At 61.3% G+C, this 20,238-nt stretch carries 9 protein-coding genes and 1 pseudogene; 3 read left to right on the top strand and 7 right to left on the bottom strand.

Annotation, left to right across the window (positions count from 1 at the left end; translation table 11 throughout):
• Positions 1 to 65: 65 nt before the first annotated feature.
• The 3 genes and pseudogenes from ACP7DW_RS00740 to ACP7DW_RS00730 form a co-directional block, all read right to left on the bottom strand.
• Complete coding sequence (locus ACP7DW_RS00740; protein WP_426053806.1) at positions 66 to 2,423, bottom strand: SLBB domain-containing protein; 2,358 nt, start codon at positions 2,421 to 2,423, stop codon at positions 66 to 68.
• Positions 2,424 to 3,374: 951 nt separating this feature from the next.
• Positions 3,375 to 6,317: a YjbH domain-containing protein gene (locus ACP7DW_RS00735; RefSeq protein ID WP_426053807.1), complete on the bottom strand. Its 2,943-nt coding sequence runs from the start codon at positions 6,315 to 6,317 to the stop codon at positions 3,375 to 3,377.
• A 475-nt stretch (positions 6,318 to 6,792) separates the two neighbouring features.
• Positions 6,793 to 7,343: pseudogene (locus tag ACP7DW_RS00730) on the bottom strand (DUF4197 domain-containing protein).
• 317 nt (positions 7,344 to 7,660) lie between these two features.
• Between ACP7DW_RS00730 and ACP7DW_RS00725 the strand changes: the two are divergent.
• From ACP7DW_RS00725 to ACP7DW_RS00715, 3 genes are read left to right on the top strand one after another with little or no spacing between them, the layout of a single operon-like run.
• Complete coding sequence (locus tag ACP7DW_RS00725) at positions 7,661 to 8,989, top strand: LLM class flavin-dependent oxidoreductase (RefSeq protein WP_426053808.1); 1,329 nt, start codon at positions 7,661 to 7,663, stop codon at positions 8,987 to 8,989.
• Entirely contained in the window at positions 8,986 to 10,317 is a 1,332-nt protein-coding gene (locus tag ACP7DW_RS00720; protein ID WP_426053809.1) for an MFS transporter, read from the top strand. Before ACP7DW_RS00725 ends, ACP7DW_RS00720 begins: the two co-directional genes overlap by 4 nt.
• Before the next feature lie 29 nt (positions 10,318 to 10,346).
• A complete protein-coding gene (locus ACP7DW_RS00715; protein WP_426053810.1) occupies positions 10,347 to 12,749 on the top strand; it encodes a TonB-dependent receptor in 2,403 nt (800 codons plus the stop codon).
• 6 nt (positions 12,750 to 12,755) lie between these two features.
• Here the strand turns inward: ACP7DW_RS00715 and ACP7DW_RS00710 are convergent, their stop codons facing one another.
• The 4 genes from ACP7DW_RS00710 to ACP7DW_RS00695 all read right to left on the bottom strand — a co-directional run bounded on the left by ACP7DW_RS00710 (position 12,756) and on the right by ACP7DW_RS00695 (position 20,195).
• Positions 12,756 to 14,345: an SEL1-like repeat protein gene (locus ACP7DW_RS00710; RefSeq protein ID WP_426053811.1), complete on the bottom strand. Its 1,590-nt coding sequence runs from the start codon at positions 14,343 to 14,345 to the stop codon at positions 12,756 to 12,758.
• Positions 14,346 to 14,348: 3 nt separating this feature from the next.
• Positions 14,349 to 16,553 (bottom strand): EAL domain-containing response regulator, encoded by a 2,205-nt coding sequence (locus ACP7DW_RS00705; RefSeq protein WP_426053812.1) that lies wholly within the window; start codon positions 16,551 to 16,553, stop codon positions 14,349 to 14,351.
• A 5-nt stretch (positions 16,554 to 16,558) separates the two neighbouring features.
• Positions 16,559 to 18,712: an HDOD domain-containing protein gene (locus ACP7DW_RS00700; protein ID WP_426053813.1), complete on the bottom strand. Its 2,154-nt coding sequence runs from the start codon at positions 18,710 to 18,712 to the stop codon at positions 16,559 to 16,561.
• Positions 18,713 to 18,914: 202 nt separating this feature from the next.
• Positions 18,915 to 20,195 carry a multidrug effflux MFS transporter gene (locus ACP7DW_RS00695; protein WP_426053814.1) on the bottom strand — a complete coding sequence of 427 codons (1,281 nt, stop codon included), beginning with the start codon at positions 20,193 to 20,195 and terminating at the stop codon, positions 18,915 to 18,917.
• Positions 20,196 to 20,238: the final 43 nt, after the last annotated feature.

The following is a 20,238-nucleotide window of genomic DNA, read 5'->3' as shown; positions in this document are numbered from 1 at the left end:
ATGATCATGCCATTATTCTATGCTACGGATACGCTTGCGCGCACCTTCACTCATCGTTACCGGACTTATTGTTTCAGCACCTGGATGGCGGCAGCACCCAAACCAAAGTTCGCAAAGATCGCTGCCCATTCGCGCGTACCTTTGGTGAACTTCGTCCACGCAGTTTCCCTGTCAATTTTTCCCGGAACGACGATGGAGTCGCCTGGCATGACAATGACGCCACCGATACCGCCGAAACCCCAACCACCGGTGTTTCGTCCGACAACACTGCCATCGGTACGCATGATAAAGATATTTTCGGCATCTGCATCGACAGTAAGCCCTGCCTTCTTAATGTAATCATCCACACGGCTATTGGGCTGCCAAAGCGGCGATGACTCTGTATTGACCGAGCCGAAGATATGGACAAATTCCGGCTTGGCAGGGATCACCAGGCGATCTCCATTTTCCAGTTTCAGGTGCGGCAGACGTCCGAATGAGCGCTCCGACGGATCCAGGCCAAACGCAATCCTGCCGGTCGGTTTCATTTGCCTGAAAATAGAAATATTTTCCTGCGCCAGCTTAATTTCCGCCTGGCGCTGGATTTCCGCGGCTTGGGCATCGGCTTGCGAAATAGTACGGGAATTGGCTAAATTCTTGGACTGCTCAACCCGCAACTGATTTTCAAGTTTGATAGCAGCTTTTTCCAGATTCGCCTGTTGTTCAAGACGTACCTGCTCGCGGTAAAACGCCGTACCAAAAAAATACGCATTCTGGGTAGTGCCACCTGCACGCGCAAGCAATGCCTGTAGCGTTTCGCCGGCGTTCATCTGGTACACACCCGGCACCAGTACTTCGCCTTCAACACGCACGAATACCCGGCGCTTGTCCATGGGCACGGCGACATCTTGCTGGGAAAAAATAGTCACTGTGTCGCCTGGCTGCAACTGCACGTTATCCGGGCTGGATGGACTGGAAAACACTTTGCCCAGGTTAAACGGTATCAAGCTGACGGTCAGGTCGGAGCGGTTGATACGCTCCACGACTGCGTAGTCCCAGTTGATTTCATCCATCATCCCGCCAATACGCGATGCGATATTGCCGGCAACTTCGGTGCTGGCAATATCGGGTTCGCCATTGCCAAGCGAGCTATTCTGACGCTTGATGGAGTTACGGGTAATCAAATACTCTCGGTTCGGTATCAGATCGCTGACACGCATTCCCGGCAGGAACGGGGCACGGATCGCTTGGTCCACATTCCCGCGCAGAACCACAGCATTCGAAAAATCAGGGGTAATCGAGGTGATATTGAGCACGTCGCCGTTTTTCAGCGAGCGCTTCAGTCCCTGACCATTCAACGCAAACTGCTCCACGCTACGTGGTTGATTTTTGTTCGCATCAATACGCTCTAGGAAAGCGCGACGCGGGTCAGCGACCACCGGCAGTCCGCCAGCGATGTCCAACATGGATTCAATCGTATCGTTGGCAGTGCGCAACTCATAAATGGCGGGCGTATTGACCTTGCCGACCAAGGCTATATGGCCGGTCGCTGCCGGGATGTAAATCGAGTCGCCATCCTGCAGCTTGATATCGGCGGACTTGTCGCCCTTGGCGATGAACGCATACAGATCCAGGTCGGCCACGACTTTGCCGGCACGCTTGACTTGCAGATGACGCATGCTACCGTTGGCGTTTGGCCCGCCGCTGGCAAACAACGTGGTCACCAGCGTCGACAGGCTCGATACCGTGTACGTGCCTGGCCGGCTTGCCTGCCCCACTACATAGACAGTAATTGCTCGCAACTTACCAAAATTTACATTGACCGTGACGCCCTTGTACAGCGTCGCAACCGCATTGCGGATCACCGACTCTGCATCGCCAGCCTTGACGCCAGCCAAAGCGACAGAGCCGATTGTCGGAATCGAGATCAGGCCATTACGGTCGATGGTTGCCCGATAATCGATATCGATGCTGCCCGTGCCGCGTATCATCAGTTCGTCACCGACACCCAAAGGGTAGTCGGCAGGCACGGGGGCGCCAGAGATCGGGGTAAACGTGCTTGGGGTATTCGCAAAAAACTCGGCGCCAAATACTGGCAAGATACTGCCCGTGCTATCGGCAATGAATTTTTGAAACTCGCTGGTGCCGGCTTCCGGGCTGCGACGGCCTGACGATGCCGGCTGCTTTGCGCCCATGCCCGCGCGCGACTGGGGCGCTGGATTTGCCTCTGCTTTGCCATCCATGGCGCTGACGTTATTAATGCTGACCCGCCGTGGCGACTCGGATGCAGCAAAGCCTGAGCCTGTGGGCGCCATGGATTGACCAAACATGTCTGCTTTGCTGGCAGCATCCGTATCTGCCTTGCTGACAGCATCCTGTGCGAAAGCAGCGATAGAAGTAATGGCCAGAACTACGGCCACGAGACGGCGGGTGATTTTGATCATTGATGAATTCAGTTGTGGGGTGGGAGGCAGCTCGATAGCCACAATAAGCAGTCTGATATTTTAGCTTAAATCATGATGACTGGAAAGTTATTTTAAAATGATTAACATGTTGACGTCAATTTACGCCACTTCAATAAACTGCGAGGAACATCATCGGCCTGCCAACTACATCGCGGCGGCCATACGCCGTTCGATGATGCAACAAATATCGGCGATATGATGCATAACCGCATCTAATCTTGGCGTAAAATATACTCAAAATACCCACTTAAATAGTGACACAATATCAATTCTGGCGCGGTACTCGCCAGTGCATTATGCACTCACGGCCGAGTCGCGCTCGATAATGCGGGACATTCCTGAGTTTTCCACTACGCAAAAGCGGCGCAGTGTATCTACGGCCCGCAACACCTGCGCCACTGACGATGAACGCCTTGCATTACATCATTTTTTGTTTCTTAAAAGCCATAGCAACTTTCAATCACCATTTGACAGCAGTTCAGCCGTATCCTGGCGCAGGCGCTCGAAGCATAGGCATTTATTTGCAGGCAGATTTACATAGACCTGGCTGCGTCTGACGATGACAACAAAATAATTTTAATACCAACAAAATGAATATACATTTTAAAAATTATTTTATCGAGCAATCCATTTCTTAATAAATTATTACCTCTAAAACTCTATTCTCTCCAGCGCGTCGGCGTTCACCATTTTTTAATTATCAAACCATGAAAAACGCTTCCACTTAAATGGAGTCATTTTCAATATACAACACTAACATATCGCGTGGTTTGGCGTTGTCCGTCAATTCAAACATCGCCGCTGGACTGGCATTAGCGACCTGCATCAGGGAGAATCGATGGATATTCCATATGAACGCTAATTATGGAATATCCGCGCACCATGATCTTGGGGCAAACAATCCCCGCATGCATGCGCGCAATCCATCACTTAATACTTGCCTTGCCAAGTCACGCTGATTTCCTTCGGTCCCGGGTTGATCGACAGTCCAGACTTGCTCTGATCGCGCTGCGCCTGCCACAGCCACCCACCCACGGCATAACCAAGAATGCCGCCAGCGACGGTATCGGACACCCAATGTTTGCGTCCGGCAACGCGGCCGGCTGAAGCGAGTGCCGCCACGCTATACAACCACGGCGCATCGTACTCCTTGGCAAACGGCGTCACCGCAGCGAAGGCGATGGCCGAATGACCGGAGGGGAAGGACGCGTCCGAGCGGGATTTCCCGGTTCCGACACCGCTCCACGGACCACGATCTTCATCAGGACGGGCACGGCCAACCGCATATTTGCCGACCAGCGCCAGCCCTGTTGCTGCCCCCACCGACTGCATGGAAATGAGGCCGATATTTTGCATGCGTTCGTCACCCAGCGCGAAAGCGGCACCGGCAGCTCCCACCAGCGCGAAAGGCATGACCTTCCCAAACTTGTCCCAGTTACGCAGCGCCGACGAGTTTTGATGCTTCTTCACGAATCGATCGACCGGCTTGTCGCTGAGTGCGGAAGCGGCCACTACGCCACCGATCAGGGCCGTTGCCTTGACCCAGTCGGCCGGCTCCGGCATAGCCGACGAAGACTGCTCCAGTCGCGCGCGCATGGCTGGCCACGGGCTGACAAAGGGGCGAATCGGAGGATTGACGGCGGGCAAGTTTTGTTCATCTGGACGCTCGGCAAAGTTGCCCAAACCATCGTAGGTATGCATGTCGGCCCGGGGGCGTTCGATCAGGTCATACAGATCGCCGGGCGACCCCACCATCTGTCCCACATCACGTGTCCATGGGGAAATGGCAAAGCCGGCCGTCGACTGCGTATCCATCGGCAGCATGCTGTTCAGCGGGATTGACAGGAAAACACCACGATCCTGATATGGCTTGGAAGGCGTGCCCGGCGTTGTGATATCGTTGCCGTTGGTATGCGTATACCAAGCCCCGATTTCAATGCCGGACTGGAAGCGGCGCTTGAATTCCATGCGGACACCCGAGTCTTTCGCCAGGAAACGACCGGCACGCGCTGTCACGGTGATGTCGTGCGGCAAGCGGTAATGCAGGGAGCCAATTGCCGTGACCGTCTTGTAGTCGAGACTGTCAAACAGTCCTTTATAACCGCGCTGCTGCAATGCATCTACGGACAGGTCGGCCGCCCAGCGGCTATCTTTCGGCAGGTACAGCACCTGCCCGCCGACGCCACGGAACATGTCTTCGTACAAGCCAGCAGACAAGCGTGTGTAGACGCGTTCGGCAGGGTTATCGTATTTGTTCAGCAGAATGCGGCTCAGCGAGAAACGCCCGCCTCGCAGGTATTCCGCCACATCGCTGCGCACGTGCGGCAAGTTACTGTTCGAGGCCTGCTTGACGCCAGAGACGGTTTCCAGCAACTGCAGGCTGGCGGCGCCATTCAGATACAGGCCATCGCCCAGCCGCCGGTCATAATTGGCTACTGCGGAAACCGAGTAACGGAAAGCGCCACTTGGATCATTGAAGAAGAAGCCGACCTTGGGCGCAATCTTGAAGCGGTTCGCTTCCCGGTCCAGCGACTTGATCTGCACTACGTCGCCATCGACACCGACGCCGACCGCCAACTTGCCATCATTCTTGACAGCATTAGCCGCCTTGACGACCGCCGGCACCGGCATATCCGCAACTGGCTCGCTGCTCCCCGCCATCATGACTGGCGCGGCAACGGCAGCCATCACTGGCGCAACAGCCGGCGCGGCAACTACGGCAGGCTTGGCCGGCGTTGGCTGGTCCAGAAATTCTTGCAGCCAGCCTTGCTGTTCGTCACGAATGACATCGCTTTTTTCCGGATAACGCAGCAAGACGACATTCAGGAAAGCCTGACGATCAATCCGGCCGGCCAAATAGTCATTCAGTTTCGCCAAGTCGAAAAATTCGTACGTGGCGATCGGCTGGTCCAGCTTGGTGTAGGTGACGCGCAGGGTCGTTACGCCCTTAGGGGTGAAGGCCAGCGCAGTCCGCGCAGCGCGGCCAACGGCCCGCCCCATGTTGGAAATGCGGCTATTGGTCAAGCTGAGGCTGAGGGTGCTGCCCTCTTGCTCGACGCGGATATTCTTGTAATCCTGCTTGACCAAGGCGTTCACCAGATCCGCGCCATGGCCGGCATCGCGGTGCCATTCTTCCCGGCTGGGCAGGGGCGGTGGATTCTTGTCATCGACAAAATAGGCGGGCTCAAAGACCTTGGGTACGAACTCACGTTCACCAAACGGAATGCTGACAAAGGCATTGATACTGAACTGATCACGGCTGCGCGCAGCCTGCAGGGCAAGCCAGCCCCAGCGATACTCCAGCCCCACCGAGGGGCCTTTGCTACGCTTGCCGGACTGCGTCAGACTGGCACTGAAGTCACTCTTGTAGTTGATTGCATCATATTCGGCCACCATCGACCAGCGCGGCATGCTGGTGGGTGTCCAGCGCGCACCAGCGAACGCCCCATCGGGACGTCCATGTGCATAGCCGAGGCTAGCCTCGATATTCTTGCTTGCACCGAAAGTCTTGGTGGCGACGACGTAGCGTCCCTTGAACAGTTCAGTACCGAAGATATCGGTCATGCCTACGGCAACCGACGGCAGCCATTGGCCCTCTTGCCATAAGCGCAACTTTCCATCGATAACCTTATCCTTGTAGCGACCATACTCTTTGCCATATTCGCCGGGAATATTGGTAAATCCGGGAATACCGCTGATCGAGACATAGCGGCCGGTAACCTGCAAAAACGGCAACACATTAGCCGTCACCCATAATTGACCGTAGGGATCGTCATAACTATAGCCGACACTGAAGGTGCCATCCGGCTCAACGACAGCACTGGGCATATTGATATAGCCGGATTGCCCGCCATGGTTGGGGGTCGCGGCCATGGCACATGGGGCACCTATCAGCAAGTAACCGCACCAGGAATAATTAATGGAATTTCGGAGTACGCGTAACAAATCCAACCACCTCAAAAGCCTGCGCTTGTACTTCCCGCAGGGGCGGAAAGATCAATACGGAGGACGGCCAAAACTACAAAGCGAGCAAAAAAGCCGGCGCGGATGAATATCCCTGACGCGGCGTTTGAATTCGGACTCATCTCATTATTCAACTGAAAAAGCATCACAGTTTGAATATTGCAACCTAGAATTTTAACATTATTTATCACTATGAAAGCCGAGCATTGCTTTAAAAATACGACCAGAACACGCCTGTTCAGGCTTGCAAACCACCTTGTTTCCTGGGTGCCGGTCGCGTACGAATAGCTGAAAAACAGGACGAGAGAACATGCAATTAATGTAATTCATGGCGAAGCAACATCGCCATTTCTTGGCGGCCTGGCGTCGGTTCAATTTTCAATCATTACTTCAAACTCCCGAAAACCTTACCGATAATCTTGCTGCCATAACCCAGCGGATTGCAGCGGATGGCTTTTTCCTCTTCCGCGATCATCAAGTACAGGCCAGCGGCGCTGACGTTTTTTGGCGGAAAAAGTCCGTCACCGAGGTCTCGCCTCCGGACAGGATATTCTTGGCGTCGGTGACGCTCATCGACTTCACCGCATCGAGCAGCATGGGCTTGGCCAGGGGCACGGCCGACTCGGCGGCGCGGTTCATCGACACCACCAGGTCGTCCAGCTGCTGCCCGCGTCCCGTCATCTTCAGCAAAGGGCGCGCCTGCTCCAGGATGCCGGGCAGCTTGATCTTGACCTTGTCATTGTTCAGGAAGCCGTTTTCGACGCCCAGCTTGGCCACGGCCGCGGCGGAACCGGCGTCGAGCGCCGCTTTCAGGCCACTGCTGGCCTCCTGGTTGCTGAGGGCGGCGAGCGGGTTCGCAGCGCCGGCCATGGACGAGCACAGCGCCAGAGCGCACATCAGGGCGACTGGGCGGGCAGGGAAAAAGTTCATATCCATGTTCATCTTTTGTTTGAGGCCGGCGAGGCATCGGGCAACTCTTGACCCGACAGCATATCAAACCACGGCGCCTTGGGTGCTTTTTATTGCTCAAAAAAATACACGTTAGCACCGGCGCAGGAGCGCAGCTTACAACAAATCCTGTTGTATTCGCGCACGTTTGGCCGCGATCACCATGCAGGCGGCACGCAGGCAGCGCTATGGAGCAGGCCTGGCGACAAAGGAAACGCATATCCATATCCACATATATTCGTTCGTCAAAATTAACACTTTAGCTACGCTCTGAGACTGACTTCACTTCTATCAAGGAACGGCTCATGAGCAGTAGCAAGCGACAAATGCGTTTGGGCGCATTTTTGCAGGGTGTCGGGCATCACATTGCCGCCTGGCGCCATCCCGATGTCGATCCGGCCGAAGCAACGCAGCTGGAACCGTTGAAGCACCTGGCCCGCGTGGCCGAGCGGGGCAAGTTCGACGCCATCTTCTTTGCCGACACGGTGGGCTTTCCCGAAGGCCCGCCCGCGCTGCTGGCACGCGCTGCCCTGCCGTATTATTTTGAGCCGCTGACCCTGCTGGCCGCCCTCTCCGGCGCCACCGAACATATCGGCCTGGTGGCCACTACCTCCGTCACCTATCTGCACCCGTTCCACCTGGCGCGCAAGTTCGCCTCGCTCGACCACATCAGCGGCGGGCGCGCCGGCTGGAACCTGGTCACCTCGGGCACGGACTGGGAAGCGAAAAGCTTCGGCCTGTCGGCGCAAGTGCCGCACACGGAGCGCTACCAGCGCGCGCGCGAATACGTCGATGTCGTCAAGGGCCTGTGGGACAGCCTGGGCGATGATCCGTATCTGTTCGACCAGGCCAGCGGCAATTTCTTCGATCCGGCCAAGCTGAACGTCCTTGAACACGAAGGCAAGTACTTCAAGCTGCGCGGCGCCCTGCAGTCGCAGCGCCCCGTGCAGGGCTACCCCGTGCTGATACAGGCCGGCTCCAGCGAGGATGGCCAGGAACTGGCTGCCGCCACGGCCGAACTGGTATTCACGGCGCAGCAGACCTTGGCCGGCGCGCAAGCATTCTACAGCGGCTTGAAGGCCCGCCTGGCGCAGCATGGCCGTGGCACCGACGAATTGCTGATCCTGCCGGGCGTGATGCCCATCATCGGCGCCACCGAGGCAGAGGCCAAGGCCCGCTATGACCAGCTGCAGGACTTGATCGACCCCGTCATCGGCCTGGGCCTGCTGTCGGGGCTGACGGGCGTGGACCTGAGCAAATATGCGCTCGACGAGCCCTTCCCCGAGCTGCCCCTGGGCGAAGGCTGGCAAAGCCGCGTGCAGCTGTTCATCGACATGGCAAAAAAGGATAACCTGACCCTGCGCCAGGTCTACCAGCGCGCCGCCGGCGCACGCGGCCACCGCGTCATCTGGGGCACGCCGTCAAGCATCGCCGACCAGCTGCAGGAGTGGTTCGAGAACGGTGCCGCTGACGGCTTCAACATCCTCGCGCCCACCTTCCCGCATGGACTGGAAGCGTTCGTCGACCTGGTGATCCCGGAACTGCAGCGGCGCGGCCTGTTCCGCACCGAGTACAGCGGCCACACCCTGCGCGAGCATCTGGGCCTGGCCCGTCCGCTGGGACTGGCGGCATGAGCGCCGCCGCCCTGCCCGCGACGCCGCCAGCGCCAGCATCGCCCGCTGCCGCCACGCCAGCGAACGACTACCTGTTCGGCCGGCGCCGCACGGTGCAGACCTTCAGCCTGCTATGCCTGCTGATGGTGTTCGACTTCGCCGACCGCATGATCCTCGCCGCGCTGATCCCGTCCATCAAGGCCGAATGGCAGATCACGGACGCCACGGCCGGCATGCTCAGCTCCATCCTGACCCTGGGCATGGTGCTGTGCGCGTTTCCCGCCTCGATCGCCATCGAGCGCTGGAGCCGCGTCAAGACGGCCAGCATCATGGGCGTCGTCTGGAGCCTGGCGTCGGCCGCCGGAGGCCTGGCGGGCAGCGTCACGCAGCTGGCCGCCAGCCGCGCCCTGGTGGGGGCGGGCGAGGCGGGCTACGCGCCCGTCTCCTACACCTGGATCAGCGCCGCCTTTCCCAAGCGCCGGCGCCAGCTGGCCCTGGGCCTGTTCTCGTCCGCGCAGCCGATCGGCATGGCCCTTGGCGTGGCGCTGGGCGGCTATGTCGCCACGCACTACGGCTGGCGCCACGCGCTGGGCATCATGGCCTTGCCCGGCCTGCTGATCGCCGTGTGGCTGTACCGCGGCCAGGACTACCAGACCGTCAGCGTGCGCGACACCGCCGCCAGGTCTCCCGACGAACCGGCCCTGCGCGGCCGCCTGGCCGTCATCGCCGGCACGCCCTCGCTGGTATTTGCCTACCTGAGCGCGGCCATGGGCACCTTGCAATGGGTGCCGGCCGTCTTTTTCCTGCCCACCTACCTGAACCGCTTCCACGACATCCCGGTGCAGCAAGCGTCCTTCATGACCAGCGGCGTGATGCTGCTGTCGATCATCGGCGTGCCGCTGGGCGGCTGGGTCATGGACCATTACAATCGCCGCAACGAACTGGCCAAGCTGCTGTTCCCCATCGCCGCCTCGCTAGCCGCCACCATCATGCTGGGTAGCGCCTTTGGCATCGTGCACAGCCTGGCGTGGCAGTACGGCCTGGTGATCGCCGGCGCCTTCGTCGTCTCGGCCGCCGGCACCGGGCCGCTGGCGATGACGCAGGAACTCGTGCACCCGGCCTTCCGCCCGTTTTCCGCCACCTGCGCCGTCGTCACCCTGCATTTGCTCGGCTCCGTGCCCGGCCCCTTGCTGGCGGGACTGCTGTCGAACCGTTTTGGCCTCAACGACGCCTTGCTGTACCTGGCGCTGGCCGGCGGCGCGCTGCAGCTGACCACCTTGCTGCTGGCACTGCGCTACTACCGGCGCGACCTGGGCAAGGTGGGGCAGCACCAGTTGCAACCCTTGTAAATCCCGAATTTCACCCTACAGGCATAACGATGTCCAAGAAAAAATCCAGCTTTCCCCTGACTTCCGGCGCGATGCTGATCGCCGCCGTCTTCGGCACCCTTGGCGCCGCGCGCGCCGAGACCTTGCCCGCCGCGCCGGACGCCGACGCCGGCGCCGCCGTGCGTGACGGCGGCGAGGTGCAAAGCATCACCGTCACGGCGCGCCGGCGCCAGGAAAAGGCGCAGGACGTGCCGGCGCCGATTTCCGTCGTCAGCGGCGCCCAGCTCGAAGCCCAGGGACTCTACCAGGTACAGGACTTGCAGCAGGCGCTGCCCAACGTCACCTCGCAATTTTTGCATGCGCGCCAGTCCAGCGTGGCCGTGCGCGGCATCGGCAACAACACGGCCAACGAGGGCCTGGAGGGCAGCGTCGGCATTTACCTGGACAACGTCTTTCTGGGCCGTCCCGGCCAGGCCGTGTTCGACCTGCTGGACCTGGAGCAGGTCGACCTGCTGCGCGGCCCGCAAGGCACGCTGTTCGGCAAGAACACCACGGCCGGCGTGCTCAATATCCGCACGCGCCTGCCCACCTTCGAACGCGAAGGCCACCTGGAAGTATCGCTGGGCCAGCGCGGCTACCGTCAGTTCAAGGGAGGGTACTCCGGGCCCGTCAGCGACACGGTGGCCGTGCGCATCGCCGCCTACGACACGCATGACGATGGCTGGCTGAAGAACCTGCAGGATGATCGCCGCTTCAATGAAATCAACCGCAAGGGCGTGCGCGCGCAGGCGCTGATCAAGCCGAGCCAGGATTTCAGCCTGCGCCTGATAGCCGAGCACAATGAAGAAGATTCCAGCACCGGCACCCTGGTGCCATATGCCTACGGCCCCCTGAACCGCGGCGCGGCCGGCGGCAGCCTGCCGACCAACGCCACCAACTACGGCCTGTGGCTGCAAGCCAAGGGCGCGACCAAGGTCATCTTCAATCCCTACGACTATAACGTCAGCATCGACGAGGAACAGCAGGCCAAGGTGCGGCAGAACGCCGTCTCGGCGGAAGCGAACTGGAAGATCGGCAGCGGCGCCGACGCTTATGCGCTGACCTCGATCACCGCCTGGCGCGACTGGAGTTTCGAACCGAAGAACGACCTCGATTCCAGCGATTTGAAAGCATTGACCGGTGGCTTCAGCACCAGCGAGCACCAGTTCTCGCAAGAGCTGCGCCTGGCTTCGCCGACGGGCAAGTCCTACGATTATGTGCTGGGCGCCTACTTCTACCATCAGAAGACGGCCAGCTACAACCACTACGACACGGGACCCCTGGCATCGGCCGTCTCGGGCGGCGGCTACCCGAACAACAACCTGATGTCGGGCCATGGCGAAGCGCAGACGGACAGCTACGCCGTGTTCGGCCAGGAAACCTGGCATGTCGCCCCCAAACTGGACCTGAGTGCGGGGCTGCGCCTGAACTCCGAGCGCAAGCAGGGCCGCGTGGTGCAGGACGCGCTGGGCCAGCCTTCGCCGTACACGGCCTATCCGATCTTCGCCTTCTGGGATTCCGGCAAATTGAGCCGCACCGACAAGAACGTGGCCAGCCTGCTCAATGCCAGCTACCGGCTTGAGCGCGACGTGCTGACCTACGCCACTTTGTCACAGGGCGAAAAATCGGGCGGCTACAACGTCAACGGCGTCGCTTCCGTCGGTTCGGCCTTCGGCGTGCAGTCCATCATCATCGAGCCGGAAAAGGCCCGCAACCTGGACCTGGGCATCAAGACGGCCTGGCTGGATGGCCGCGTCACCGTCAACGCGAATCTCTTCATCACCAAGGTCAAGGATTACCAGGGCGTCACCAACATACCCTATGCGCCGCTGGCCAGCTACATCGGCGTGCTGACGAATATCGGCGACCTGACCAGCAAGGGCCTCGAATTCGACGCGCGCGCGCGCCTGTCGCGCCAGCTGGAACTGGCCTTCAACGGCGCCTACACCAGCGCCACCTTCGACAATGGCACGGGGCCGACGCCGTTCGAAACCTTCAATGACCTGGGTAATCCGCTCAATCCCCTGCAAGGCTACGGCAAGGGCAGCCGCAGCATCGCCGGCAACCGCGTCAACGGCGCGCCAAAGTGGATACTCAATACCAGCGTGCAATGGCGCCAGAAACTCGGCGCCCAGGTGGAGCAGTACGCCAACGCCAACCTGGCGCTGCGTTCGGACAGCTATGGCGATATCAACAACTCGCGCTACTCGCGCCTGCCCGGCTATGGCCTGGCCAACGCCAGCGTGGGTTGGCGCGTGGGCCAGGGCGACGCGCGCTGGGATTTCTCGCTGTGGGCGCGCAACCTGTTCGACAAGCGCTATTTCCTCGGTCTGACGGGCGTGGGGACGAATGCCTATGCGGCGTCGGCAGGCCAGCCGCGCACGGTCGGCGCCAGCGCGCGCTACGACTTTTAACGGGGGCTAATCAGCCAGCGCTTCCAGGCGCTGGCGCACCTGGATCAAATCTGTTTCACGCATGCGCGCCGCCGTCTGGCGCAGGGATTTTTCCGCACCGGCCACGCCGGCCGCCACGGCCATCGACAGCCAGATATACGCCTGCTGCAAATCGAGCGGGCCACCCTGGCCGCTGGCCGCCATCAAGCCCAGATTCATTTGCGCCCGCGCATGGCCCTGGCGCGCGGCCAGCGCGTACCAGTCCCAGGCGGCAGCATAATCCTGCGGCACATCCTGGCCATTGTCGTGCCGCAGGCCCAGCGCAAACTGCGCCAGGCTGTGGCCCTGCGCGGCGGCGCGGCAATAGCAGGCGCAGGCCTGCTGGCTGTCGGGCGCCGGGCCATCGTCGCGGTCGTGCAAGACACCCTGCATGTATTGCGCCGGCGCGTACTCCTGCTCGGCGGCGCGGCGGTACCACTCCAGCGCCAGCGACAGATCCTGCGGCACGCCCTGGCCATGTTCATAGCGCAGGCCCAGGTCGAACTGCGCCCGCACATGTCCCTGGTCGGCCGCCTTGCGGTACCAGAAGATGGCTTCCTGCGCATCGGCAGGCATGCCCTGCCCGTGTTCATGCAGGAGTCCCAGCTGATACTGCGCGGCGGGAAAGCCCTGCTCCGCCGCCTGGCGGTAGAACACCTGCGCGCGGGGATAGTCCTGCGCGCCATGTTCATGGTGCAGGCCCAGGTTGTGCTGGGCCGCCGCATGCCCCTGGCTGGCCGCCTTCACGTACCACGCCAGCGCCGCCTGTTTATCGCAGGGCACGCCCTGGCCATTGTCGTAGATCAGGCCCAGATTGAACTGCGAACTGGCGTGGCCCTGCTCCGCCGCGCGCCGGTACCAGCTGATCGCCTGCCTGCTGTCCTGCGGCAGCACGTCGCCGTTTTCATAGCGCAGCGCCAGGTTGAACTGGGCCGGCGCATAGCCCTGCTCGGCCGCCTTGCGCATCCAGGCCGTTGCCTGCTGGCGGTCCTGCCGCACGCCCTGGCCATTGTCGTAGCGCAGGCCCAGGTTGAACTGGGCGCGCGCATAGCCCTGTTCGGCCGCCTTGCGATACCAATTGATGGCTTGCACGAAATCCTGCGGCACGCCCTTGCCATTGTCATACATCATGCCCAGATTGTTTTGCGCGCCCGCGTCGCCCTGCTCGGCCGCGCGGCTGAACCACAGCATGGCTTGCCCGCTATCTTGCGCCAGTCCCTGGCCCTTGGCATACAGCCAGCCCAGGTTGTACTGCGCCGCCGCGTAACCCTGCTCGGCCGCCTGCTGGTACCAGTGCGCGGCCTGCACAAAATCCTGCGCCACGCCCTGGCCCTTCTGGCACATCACGCCAAGGTTGTATTGCGCGTGTTCGAGTCCCTGCGCGGCGGCCAGGCCATACCAGTGCAGTGCCAGCGCATAGCTTTGCTCGATACCCTGGCCGTTGCAATACATGAAGCCCAGGCCGTGCTGGGCATGCGCATTGCCCTTCTCGGCCAGCCCTTTCAGGCGCAGGTAATCAGCTGTGTAATGCGCAGCCGTGGAATGCGCGGCCGTGGAGCGGGGAGCGGCAGGGGGCATGGCTCAGGCCTCGATGGCCAGCGAGTGCGACAGCGCGGGGGCGGCGTCGACGATCAGGCGGTTCTGCTCCTGCAGCACGCCGATGAAGCTGCCCAGCGAAATGGGCCGGTGGTACAGATAGCCCTGCATCGTCGTGCAACCCTTGTCCTGCAGATAGCGCGCCTGGCCTTCTGTTTCCACGCCTTCGGCGATCAGGTGCAGGCCCAGCCCGCGCGCAATCGAGATGATGGCCAGGATCACGGGATAGTGTCCGTGCTCGTCGTGGATTTCCTTCACAAACGACTGGTCGATCTTGATGGTGTGGATGGGGAAGCGGTGCAGGTACGACAGCGAGGAATAGCCGGTGCCGAAATCGTCGATGGCGACCGACACGCCCAGCTGGCACAGCTTGTTCAACTGCTCGATCGCATATTGCGGATTGCGGATGCAGATGTTTTCCGTGATTTCCACTTCGATCTTTTCCGGCGCGATGCCGTAGCGCGTCAGCGCACCGCGCATCTTTTCGAAAAAATCGCCCCGGTCCAGGTATTGCGGCGACAAATTGAGCGACAGGCGCACGGCTTCGCCGCCGGCCGCGTTCCACTGCACCAGGTCGCGGCACAGGGCGCCCAGCATCCAGTCCGAGATCGGCAGCATCAAGCCGTTTTCCTCGGCGAACGGCAGGAATTCGCCGGCCGTCAGCAAGCCGCGCTGCGGATGGTTCCAGCGCATCAGCCCTTCGGCGCCGACGATGCGGCCCGTCATCACGTCCACCTGCGGCTGGTAATACATCTCCAGCTGGTTCAGCTCCAGCGCCTTGCGCAGGCTCTGCTCGAGCGCGATCTTCTGGTGCGACACGTCGAGCATGGACTCGTGATAAAAACTGTGGCCGTTCTTGCCCAGCGCCTTGACCTGGTACATGGCGATGTCGGCATGGCGCAGCAGCTCGTCGATGGTCTCGCCGTCACCCGGATAGATGGCGATGCCGATGGAGGCAGAAATATGCACCTGGTTGCCATCGAGGTCGAAGGGCTGGTGCAGGCATTCGAGGAATTTGTCGGCGATCAGGCGCGCATCCTGGCGGTCGCGCAGTTCCGGCAGCACGATGGTGAATTCATCGCCGCCCTGGCGCGCCAGCGTATCGCCGCGGCGCAAACAATCCTTCAGGCGCAGCGCCACCTGCTGCAGCAACTCGTCGCCCTTCACGTGGCCCAGGGTATCGTTGACCAGTTTAAAACGATCGAGGTCGATGAACATCACGGCCAGCTCCGTCAGCTTGCGCCGCGCCTGGATCACGGCCAGGCCCAGGCGGTCCTTGAACAGCATGCGGTTCGGCAAGTCCGTCAGGATGTCGTGGTACGCCTGGTAGGAGATGACTTCCTCGGCCCGTTTTCGGTCGGTGATGTCGCGCGCCACGCCATACGTGCCGAAATATTCCTGCTTCCTGGCGTCGTGATCGAGGCCGTGCATGCCGATTGAATTGAGCGGAATCGTCATCAGCGTGTTGTTGAACGTACGGTCGCTGCCACTGCCGCTATGGCACTTCAGGCGCAGTTCCACATTGCGCGAGGCGCGCTCGTCGAGGCGGCGCTCATTGAAGGCATAGCGCGCCCGCTCCTGGTCTTCGTCGTGCACGAGGATCGAATAATGGCTGCCGATCAGCTCTTCGCGGCCAAAGCCCAGCAACTGGTGCACCCTGTCGTTGATGAAGGTGATGCGGCCTTCGTGGTTCAGGGTATAGATGATATCGGGCGAGCTGTCGACCAGGTAGCGGTACATCTTTTCCGAGTTTTCCAGCTGCAGCGCGATGCGCTCGTTTTCCAGCGCCAGCTTGCGCTTTTGCAGCGCGTTCTCCACCGTCTTGAGCAGCTCCTCGCGGCTGTAAGGCTTGCGCAGATAATCGTAGGCGCCGCGCTTCAGGGCGCCGATGGCAGCCTCGATGCCGACGTCGCCGCTCATGACGATCACGTCGCCCTCGATGCCGCGCCGGTTGATGTGGTCCATGATTTCATGGCCGCTCATGTCGGGCAGGCGCAAGTCGAGCAGGATCAGGTCGAAGCGCAGTTTCGACAACTGCGCCAGCGCCTCGCTGCCGCAGGTGGCCGTGCACAGCTGGTAGCCGCGGTCCTTCAGCAATTCGTGCAGGGAAGCGAGCAGGCGGGGCTCGTCATCGACCAGCAGGATGCGCGGGCTGTTTTCCAGGTCAAATGGAATGGCGAAGGAGTTCATGGACGTTACGAAGACAGGGCGGTATTGCCGGGCGCGGGCAGCGCGGCTGCAGCGCTCGCCGGCAAGGGAATGGGCAGCAGAATTTCAAACGAGGTGCCGGACTTGCTGCTGCGGCAGCCGATCACGCCATGCAGGCGCGTGACCAGGTCATGTACGATGGACAAGCCCAGGCCGTGATGCGCCCCTTCCTTGCTGCTGCGCACAGGGGAAAACAGATTCGCCAGCACTTCCGGCGCCAGGCCGGCGCCATTGTCGCTGACGCACAGTTCCAGATACAGGCGACGGTCGCGGTTGACGTGGCCACGGTTCGCCACTTCGATGCGCCCGCCATCGGGCAAGGCTTCGACGGCGTTTTTCAGCAGGTTGAGCAGGATTTGCTTGAGCATGTCGGCATCGGCCTCCACCTCGCATGGCGCGTCCTGCATGCGCGTGACCACCTCGATCTTCGGCGGCAGGAAGTCGGTGGCGCGGAACAATCGCAGCACATCGTCGACCACGCGCGCGCAATCGGTCACGCCACTGGCCGCCACCGGCTGCAAATCGGCCAGGCCGCCGATCAACTGCCCGACCCTGTCGATCTCTTCGTTCAGGATAGCCATCTCGCTGCTGACCGGCTGCTGTTTCTCCAGCTTGTGATCGAGCACGCTCAGATAGTTCTTGATGATGGACAGCGGGTTATTCACTTCATGCACGACGCGGCGCGAGGCGGCGCGGTATTCCTCGGCCACGTGATCGAGCTGGCGCCGTGCCAGGCCGCGCGCACTGACGGCCGTTTCCAGCGCCATGGCGGCCTGGTTGGCATACGCGCGCAGGAAACCCTCGCGCTTCTGGCAAGCGGCAATCTGCCACGCCGCCACGCCGCCGATCAGCACCCCAAGGCTGCGCTGACCCGCCACCAAAGGCACGCAGACCAAGCTATCGGTACCAAGAATGCGGAACATCTGTTCCTCGACGATGCCCAGCGCCGGCATGTCGCGTTTCAGGAACGCCTGCTTGCCTTCCAGCGCCGCGGCGGCCAGGAGCCCGCCCTTGGCCAGCGGGATCGAGAAGCCGGCCAGGCGCTGCTGGTGTTCGCCCGCCGCCACGCCCACCAGCGCATGGCCGGTGGGGTTTTGCAGCAGGATGATGGCGGTGTCGAAATCGAACAGGATGCGCGCCGAGCGCGTGATGGCCTCCAACAGGCTGCTCTCGCCCTGCTGCCGCGCAAAGGTCTGGCCCACTTCGGATACCAGCACCATGTTGCGCACTTCGTCGGACAGGCGCTGCTGCACCGGATCGACGGCTGGCGGCGCATACGCGGGCGGGGTGGCGATATCGTCCGCGCCGGCCAGGTCGATACCCAAGTGCTGCGCGGCCTGCTGCACCTGGCGCGCGACGCCGCCGGCCAAGTTTTCCAGTACCTCCAGCTCCAGCGCGCAAAATTGCGCCGCCTGCGCAATCGATTCCGCATCGTCGGCATGGCAGCACAGCAGGTGCGCCAGGCGCACGATGCGGATCAAGGGATGACTGGCCTCCAGGCGCGCCAGCGGTTCATGGTGATACAGCACGCTGTCGGCCAGGAAGGAATCGAGCTGCCAGCGCTCGATCAGCCAGGCGCCCGCTTCGGCATGCGTGATCTGCAAGGTGCGCTGCTCCACCGCGCACAGGGCGGCATCGTCGCGCGCCGTGAAATTGAACGCGTATTCCTTCGGCGCCGTGGCCAGCAAGGCCAGGCGGCCCACGTTGTGCAGCAAGCCTGCCAGATACGCTTCCTCGACGTGCGGATAGGCCATGGCCTTGGCCAGCGCGCGCGCCATGATGGCGACCGACAGCGCGCTTTTCCAGAAGGCGCGCAAATCCGTGCTGCCGGAATGGGGAAAGCTGTTGAAGGTCTGGAAGACGGATTCGCTGATGACCAGGGTCTTGAGCATGTCCGTGCCCAGCGACACGAGCGACTGTTCCAGGCTGACGACCTTGCCCTGGCGATGGTAGGCCGAGCTGTTGGCCACGCCGAGGATCTTGCTGCTCATGCCCGCATCCTTGGCGATCAGGGCAGCCAGCTCCGGCATGCCGGCATCGTCGGCCTGCAGGTGGGCGATCAGTTTGATGAGGATCTGCGGCATGGCCGGCAGGCGGGCAATCAGCAGGCGATTGCGAATATCTTGATCAGATTGTTGCATCGTATCAGGCATTGCCGGTTCGAAAAGGATGAGCGCTCAGCAGCGAAGCGCGGCCACGTCCAGAGGAATCCTCCACTCCTGTAACCCAAAAACAAACTGCCTGAGAGGATGCCGGGGAAAAAGTCATCTTATCATAGCATCCTGCATTAATTGCAATATAGAAAATTAAGTTGAAAGAAACCCAGCGTTCTGCCGTGGAAACTTATGCCTTGAAGGAACCCAGAAAACGCTGGCGGAAGCGCCGCGAGATCAGCCACAGCGCCAGCGCCAGGGCTGTAAATGCCAGCTGGCCCGAGGCCAGCCACAGCACGGAACCGGACAGCAGCGGCGAGATCACGCCGGCCACCACGGCACCGAGCAAGGTGCTGGCGAACGACTGGCACGAGGCGACAGTGCCGCGGATATGCGGGAACAGGTCCAGCGCCAGCAGGGTCGCGCCCGGCCCCACCAGCGACATGCCGAAGGTGTAGAAGAACAGGGGCAGCACCGACCAGGGCAGCGATGGCGGCAGGAACAGGTGGTACACGACATTGACGCTGGCAGCGCATAGCAGGAAGGCAAAGCCGATGCCGATCTGGCGCGCGAACGTGACCTTGCCGGCGATGCGGTTGGCCGCCAGGGCGCCCATGAAAATCCCGCTCACGCAGGGAATGAACAGCCAGGCGAATTGCGATGGCCCCAGACCCAGCTGCTTGGGCAGCATTTCCGGCGCGGCCGTGATGAACAGGAACAGGCCCGCGAAATTGAGGGCGACGATGCCGGCCTTGATGAGGAACAGGGGCGAGCGCAGGATCTGGCCATAACTCGACGCCAGGAAACGGGGATTGAAGGGCTGGCGCTTTTCCATCGGCAGGGTTTCGGGCAGGCGCCAGTAGCAGAACGCCAGCAGCACCACCGTGTACAAGGCGAGGAACAGGAAAATCGAGCGCCAGTCGAACCAGATGACGATCCAGCCACCGAGGATGGGCGCGACGGCCGGGGCGATGGAAAAGATCATCGTCACCAGCGACAGCAACCGCGCCGCCGCCGCATCGGCATACAGGTCGCGGATGATGGCGCGGCTGATCACCACGCCGGCGCCGGCCGAGACACCCTGCAGGATGCGGAAGAACCATAAATAATGCACCGTGTGCGCCGAAGCGCAGCCGAGCGAGCCGATGGCAAACATCAGCAGCGATACCAGCACCACGTTGCGCCGGCCAAAGGTGTCCGAAATCGCCCCATGCCACAGCACCATGCCGGCAAAGGCCAGCATGTAGAACGTCAGCGACTGCTGCACTTCCAGCGGCGACGCCTGCAGCGAACCCTGGATCGCGCCAAAGGCGGGCAGATAGGTGTCGATCGACAAAGGCCCCAGCATCGACAGGCCGGCCAGCAGCATGGCCAGCGCACCGCGGCTCAGCGGCGCCATGTGGCTCGGGGTGGGAGGCGGAACGGGCGTGACCGGGTCGGGCGGCACACTCGCCGGAGGGATGGGAAACATGGCGGATCCAAAGTAGCGCGCGGACCGGTAACGGTCCGCGCGC

The organism is Janthinobacterium sp. PSRC1-1, from assembly GCF_049897525.1.
In the GTDB taxonomy this organism is placed as follows: domain Bacteria; phylum Pseudomonadota; class Gammaproteobacteria; order Burkholderiales; family Burkholderiaceae_D; genus Janthinobacterium; species Janthinobacterium tructae.
This window is presented reverse-complemented; position numbering and strand designations above follow the sequence as displayed.

Excerpts from the sequence above, each read along its gene's own strand:
- ACP7DW_RS00740 (WP_426053806.1), bottom strand. The coding sequence starts at position 2,423 with ATGATCAAAATCACCCGCCGTCTCGTGGCCGTAGTTCTGGCCATTACT.
- ACP7DW_RS00720 (WP_426053809.1), top strand. The coding sequence starts at position 8,986 with ATGAGCGCCGCCGCCCTGCCCGCGACGCCGCCAGCGCCAGCATCGCCC.
- ACP7DW_RS00735 (WP_426053807.1), bottom strand. The coding sequence starts at position 6,317 with ATGGCCGCGACCCCCAACCATGGCGGGCAATCCGGCTATATCAATATG.
- ACP7DW_RS00710 (WP_426053811.1), bottom strand. The coding sequence starts at position 14,345 with ATGCCCCCTGCCGCTCCCCGCTCCACGGCCGCGCATTCCACGGCTGCG.
- ACP7DW_RS00715 (WP_426053810.1), top strand. The coding sequence starts at position 10,347 with ATGTCCAAGAAAAAATCCAGCTTTCCCCTGACTTCCGGCGCGATGCTG.
- ACP7DW_RS00700 (WP_426053813.1), bottom strand. The coding sequence starts at position 18,712 with ATGCAACAATCTGATCAAGATATTCGCAATCGCCTGCTGATTGCCCGC.
- ACP7DW_RS00695 (WP_426053814.1), bottom strand. The coding sequence starts at position 20,195 with ATGTTTCCCATCCCTCCGGCGAGTGTGCCGCCCGACCCGGTCACGCCC.
- ACP7DW_RS00725 (WP_426053808.1), top strand. The coding sequence starts at position 7,661 with ATGAGCAGTAGCAAGCGACAAATGCGTTTGGGCGCATTTTTGCAGGGT.
- ACP7DW_RS00705 (WP_426053812.1), bottom strand. The coding sequence starts at position 16,553 with ATGAACTCCTTCGCCATTCCATTTGACCTGGAAAACAGCCCGCGCATC.